Raw genomic sequence first — 3,956 nt, forward strand, 5'->3', positions numbered from 1 at the left:
CGCGGGAAACAGCCGTGGAGGCGGGGGTGAATTTCGCCACCATCGGCAATGTACCCGGCCACCGCTATAATTCCACTTTTTGCCCGGCCTGCGGAGAGATCCTGGTAGAGAGGGTGGGCTTTTCCGTCCTGGCGAACAACGTCACGGGAGGAAGCTGTAAATTCTGTGGCCGGAACCTTCCCGGTATCTGGGAACAAGAAAGTTGAGGTATCATTATGATCAAAAACACCAAGGGAAAAGCTCTGTGGATTTTCGGCTTTCTGCTGGTCGGAGTGATCGGTGTGATGGTCTTCTGGGTTGAGCGAGACGGCTGGCGACAACTGTCGCAGATAGCGCCTAATAGGCCGTTACAGGAGGCGGTTATGGTTGACGCCCAGGAGGGACCGCATGCGGCTCAGGAGGTGGCGCAACAGTTGCCGCCGGATTTACCTCCTTATATCGGACTGAAGGAGGCCATGTTCTGGGAGGAACTCCCGGACGATCGGGTCCTCTGTAATCTCTGTTTCCGCCGCTGTGTCATTCCGGCGGGAGGACGCGGGGTCTGCCGGGTGCGGGGGAACTACGGCGGACGATTGTACAGCCTGATTTACGCCCGTCCGTCGACGGTGATGATCGATCCCATCGAAAAAGAACCGCAACTCCATCACCGTCCGGGAACGGAGATCCTGTGCGTGGGGACCGTAGGATGCAATTTCCGCTGTAAACAGTGCCAGAACTGGTCCCTGTCCCAGGCGAGCCCCGGGGACCTCAGCGTCTTCGACGTGTCTCCCGAGCAACTGGTGGAGCTGGCCCGGCAACGAGGGGTCACCGCGATCTCGTTTACCTACAACGATCCCATCGTTCTTTTTGAATATGTCTATGACACCGCGGTCCTGGCGAAAGAGGCAGGAGTGGGCCTTATCCTGCACACCAACGGCGCCATAGCCGAAGAACCGCTGCGTAAACTGCTCCCCTACACTACAGCGATAACCATTGACCTCAAGGGGTTTTGTGAAGAAGTCTATCGGGAAACTTATGACGGGGACCTCTCCTATGTCCTCCGAACGCTCAAGATCATCCGGGAAGAAGGGGTGTGGCTGGAGATCGTCAATCTGGTCATCCCCACCATCAATGACTGTATGGACCAGATCCGGGCCATGAGCGAGTGGATCGTGGAAAACCTGGGGCCCGATGTCCCGCTCCATTTCTCTCGTTTCCATCCCGCCTATCGTTTGACCCATCTTCCCGCCACCCCGGTAAGAACCCTGGAGGAGGCGCGGGAAACAGCCGTGGAGGCGGGGGTGAATTTCGCCACCATCGGCAATGTACCCGGCCACCGCTATAATTCCACTTTTTGCCCGGATACCGGCGAGCGACTGATCCACCGGGTCCATTTCACGGTATTGTACAATAAAATAGTCGATGGCCGTTCGCCCTTCTCCGGTCAGCCGGTACCGGGGATCTGGTAATGAGCAAACGCCTCGTTTTCGCTGTCCTGGCCACCGGGGTTACCGGTATGGCGATACAGCTTATGCTTTTACGGGAACTCCTGGTGGTCTTCCACGGCAACGACCTGGCTATCGGGATAATTCTCGCCAACTGGCTCGCCATCGAAGCCTGCGGCGCGTTTTTCATCGGAAAGAGGATCGAGCGGGCCCCCAACCGAATCGGGGCGTTTGTCTCCTTCTCGATCCTCCTGGCCGTATGCGCGCCGCTCGCCCTTTATCTGGCACGGATAACCCGGGATCTGGTCGGCGTGGTACCCGGTGAGGCGATGGGAGTATTGCCCATCTTCTACTCCTCACTGCTTATCCTCTTTTTACCCACCCTCCTGCATGGCGCATTGTTTATCTTTACCTGCAAGCTGTGCACCCAGTCGGCATCCCCCGGACACGGCGTTCCACAGGGCGCTTCCGCGATCGGCCGGGCCTATGTGTGGGAGACCCTCGGTCATATCGCCGGGGCGGTGGTCTTCACCTTTCTCCTTATTCCCCTTTTCCATTCCTTTGCCATCATCCTGGGGATGGGGGTTTTGACCCTCCTGGCCTCGCTGGCTCTGATCACTTTGGAGAGCGGGGCTGGGAAGCGAAAAACCCTCACGCTCCTTACGGCTGTTCTGACGGCATTCGTATTTTTAATCGCTTCCGGCGGCGATGAATGGCTCCACTACCAATCGATCGAGCGGCAGTGGCCTGGTCAGGAGGTGATCCACCACCAGCATTCCCTCTACGGTAACGTCGTGGTGATCGAGCGGGGAGGAGAGTACACCTTCCTGGCCGATGGTATCCCGGTCTTTACCACTCCCACGCCGGATATCGTCAGGGTGGAGGAATTCATCCATTTCCCGATGCTCGCGCACCCCCGGCCAGAAAAGGTGGCCATCCTCGCCGGAGGGGCCGGTGGGGTGATTAGCGAAGTTCTGAAATATCCCACGGTAGAGCGGGTCGATTATACGGAGATCGATCCCCTGCTCATCGAACTGGTACGGAAATACCCCACCCCGCTTACCGAGGCGGAACTGACCGATCCGCGCGTAAATACGCGGCATATAGACGGCCGCCGGTTCCTGGAGGTGACCCCCTACCGGTACGATCTGATCTTTGTCGGTATTTCCAATCCGGCGAACCTGCAGGTGAACCGGCTTTTCACCGCCGAGTTCGCCGCGCTGGCGAAAGAGAGACTAAAGGAGGATGGTATCCTGGTGGTAAGCCTCCCCGGCTCACTCACCTATCTGAGCCACGAGTTGCGGAACCTGAACAAAGTGATTATCAATACGCTGGAAAGCGTCTTCCCTTACCTGTTTATCATTCCGGGGGATCACAACCTCTACCTGGCTTCCCCGACACAAGAGGTCACCACGCTTGACGCCGCCCTGTTGTACGAGAGACTCACAGAACGCCAACCGGCCGCAAGGCTCATCACCCGCCCCCACCTGGAACTGAGGCTCGCCACCCGCTGGCTGGACTGGTTTCAGGAATCCATAGAGGGCGGGACCGAAGAAGTCAACCGGGATTTTCGTCCCAAGGGATTCTTTTACAGCCTCAGCTATTGGAACGCGATGTTCTCCCCCTATATAAGCGGTTTTTTCCGGTGGCTGGAGGACTTGGAGCTGTCGTTTTTCGCCTTGCTGATCGCCGTCCTCACCGCCGTCCTATTAGCGCTGCGGTGGCGGGTGGCCCGGTTGCACAGATTAACCGTCCCTTATTCCATCGCCGCCACCGGCTTTGCCGGAATGGCCTTCGATCTCCTCCTCATCTTCGCCTTTCAGGTGCTCTTTGGATTCGTCTTCCACTGGATCGGACTTCTGCTGGCGGCGTTCATGGGCGGTGTCGGGGGGGGTGGTTTGCTGACGACCAAACTTTTACCGCGCATAAAGGACGACCGGGCCCTTTTTATCAAGCTGGAGATCGCGGTGGGGCTCTTTGCCGTCCTGCTGCCGATCGTTATCCTTGCCGTAGCGCCCCATTTAGAGAATCCGCTGGTCTTCGCCCTGGCACAACCGCTCTTTCTCCTGCTGGCGTTTATCGCCGGAGCGCTCATCGGCCTTGAGTTTCCCCTGGCAAACAAAATGTATCTGGCCCACTCTCCCAATTTGAGTCGCACAGCCGGCCTCCTCTACAGCTCTGACCTTTTGGGCGGATGGACCGGAGGGATCATCGCCGCGGTAGCGCTTTTACCCGTGCTGGGTCTAGTGGGAACCTCGCTCGTGGTGCTCATGATCAAGGCAAGTAGCCTCCTGCTGCTGGGAACTTCGCCCAGGAATCTTATTTAGACATCTATGACCCTGAGTCCCAATCTCCGCAAAGGCCCGGAGATTGACACCGGTGTGCACTCTCATTTACCCATTTGACTATCCGATTCTCACCGGTTATGCTTATGAAGCTACCTGAGCCGGAAACATCAACTCCCACTGGCGAGGAAGTCGATGCGTCAGTCCCGCTCGTGATTTTACCGCCGGATTTTACGACATGGAAGAC

General features: G+C 57.6%; 3 protein-coding genes. All 3 read left to right on the forward strand.

Annotated elements, in window-relative coordinates; translation table 11 throughout:
* On the forward strand, positions 1–206 hold a 206-nt coding region (locus tag VLH40_09480; GenBank protein ID HSV32233.1), incomplete at its 5' end, for a hypothetical protein.
* Positions 207–215: 9 nt separating this feature from the next.
* On the forward strand, positions 216–1,448 hold the full coding sequence (gene amrS / locus VLH40_09485) for an AmmeMemoRadiSam system radical SAM enzyme (protein ID HSV32234.1): 1,233 nt from the start codon (positions 216–218) through the stop codon (positions 1,446–1,448).
* Positions 1,448–3,751, forward strand: coding sequence for a fused MFS/spermidine synthase (locus tag VLH40_09490; protein HSV32235.1), 2,304 nt, complete (start codon positions 1,448–1,450; stop codon positions 3,749–3,751). Before amrS ends, VLH40_09490 begins: the two co-directional genes overlap by 1 nt.
* Positions 3,752–3,956 lie beyond the last annotated feature (205 nt).

This window comes from Atribacteraceae bacterium (assembly GCA_035477455.1).
Classification (GTDB): domain Bacteria; phylum Atribacterota; class Atribacteria; order Atribacterales; family Atribacteraceae; genus DATIKP01.

Bases quoted from the DNA above. Each gene is read 5' to 3' on its own strand.
- amrS (HSV32234.1), top strand. From the start codon at position 216: ATGATCAAAAACACCAAGGGAAAAGCTCTGTGGATTTTCGGCTTTCTG.
- VLH40_09490 (HSV32235.1), top strand. From the start codon at position 1,448: ATGAGCAAACGCCTCGTTTTCGCTGTCCTGGCCACCGGGGTTACCGGT.